1 protein-coding gene is annotated in these 1,299 nt (G+C 42.8%); it reads right to left on the bottom strand.

The features are described from left to right. Positions 1-131 precede the first annotated feature (131 nt). Positions 132-1,211: a relaxase/mobilization nuclease domain-containing protein gene (locus HMPREF2983_RS03915; RefSeq protein ID WP_023984409.1), complete on the bottom strand. Its 1,080-nt coding sequence runs from the start codon at positions 1,209-1,211 to the stop codon at positions 132-134. Positions 1,212-1,299: the final 88 nt, after the last annotated feature.

The raw sequence follows: 1,299 nt of genomic DNA, 5'->3' as shown, positions 1-1,299 counted from the left end.
CATCAACAAAGAACGCTTGTTATTCTATTTGCAAAGATAATCATTTGCTTTGAATAACAAGCGTTTTTGATAAGATTTTCACTCTTTTGCGTCATCTGTTGTTTGGAAAGATTGAAAAATGAGGAGAATGGTTATATTCCTCTTCCTCGTTTCTTCTTTTTCTTGGCTTGGTTTCTGAGTTTTCGTTGCCATACCGTCTCAGCATAATCATCGCCATGTGTCTGTGGATTGATAAGTCCACCTGCTCCCGAAATTATTTCTTCAGCAGCATTCAAGACAGTGCTTGCTACATTTCCTACGGCTTGTGCAATAGGTGAAGTTTCGTTTGCTTTTGTAGGCGGTGTGTACGAACGGCTGGGAGGAACAAGTTGATAGGCTGTATCCGGTTGGGGTTTGCTCTTTTCCTGCTCGTGCGCCATTATTTGAGCTTTTGTCATTATCTCCTTTGTTTCGGCTTTATTGCCTGCTTCAAAGTTCTTTTGCAAAGAAAGGTAGCCGAACTCCCTGCCGATTTCGGAAGCCTTGAAGCTTTGTCCATTGAAGGAGAACTTCAAACCATATACTTTTCCCTGTTTGTTCTTCATGCGCTCTATGATAATGTTGTTCTTGTTCAATTCGTAGAGAAACATGGAGTGCCCTGATATGCCACCGCTTTTATATTTATCCAACAAGGCATAACAGATTTGCTGTACTTCTTTCTTTGTTTGCTCTCTCGTAGGATTGGCTTTTGCTTTCTGATGCTTCCTTTCCGCCCTGACCTCCTTTGCAATGGTCAAGCCTTTCGAGCGACTTATTTCCTCCGCCATTCTTGCTGCCCTGTTGCTTACAAAAGTGGTATCATAGACCTCTCCGTACAGACTGATGCGATTGGCAATGATATGGATATGCCTGTTGTCGGTATCTTTATGCGTTACTGCTACCCATTGGTGGTTGTCTAGTCCCATTTGGTTGGCAAACAGATGGGCTATCCGCATGAGTTCAGATACGGGTAGTTTCTTCTCATCCTGAGGTGCTATACCGATTTCAATGCGGAGGAACTTGTTTCTGCAACGACTGTTATAATCGCTGACCACTTTCATTTCCTCATAGATTGCTTTCGGTTCTCTGCTGCAAAGATTGTGGAAGGTAAGCCGATTACCGAGCTTTCCCTCTCTGAAAATATAATCCAAAGCCGTGCTGCCATGCGCTATCGCCTTACATTTTCCTATCATCTCTCGACATATTTAAGACCTTATATATTTCGTCGTCCACACGAAAATGCGGGTCGTAAAATCGCTTAAATGCTTCTTTGGCACATAG

The organism is Prevotella sp. HMSC077E09, assembly GCF_001814685.1.
Classification (GTDB): domain Bacteria; phylum Bacteroidota; class Bacteroidia; order Bacteroidales; family Bacteroidaceae; genus Prevotella; species Prevotella oris.
The sequence above is the reverse complement of the archived record's forward strand: the minus strand, read 5'-3'. Positions and strand labels throughout refer to the sequence as shown.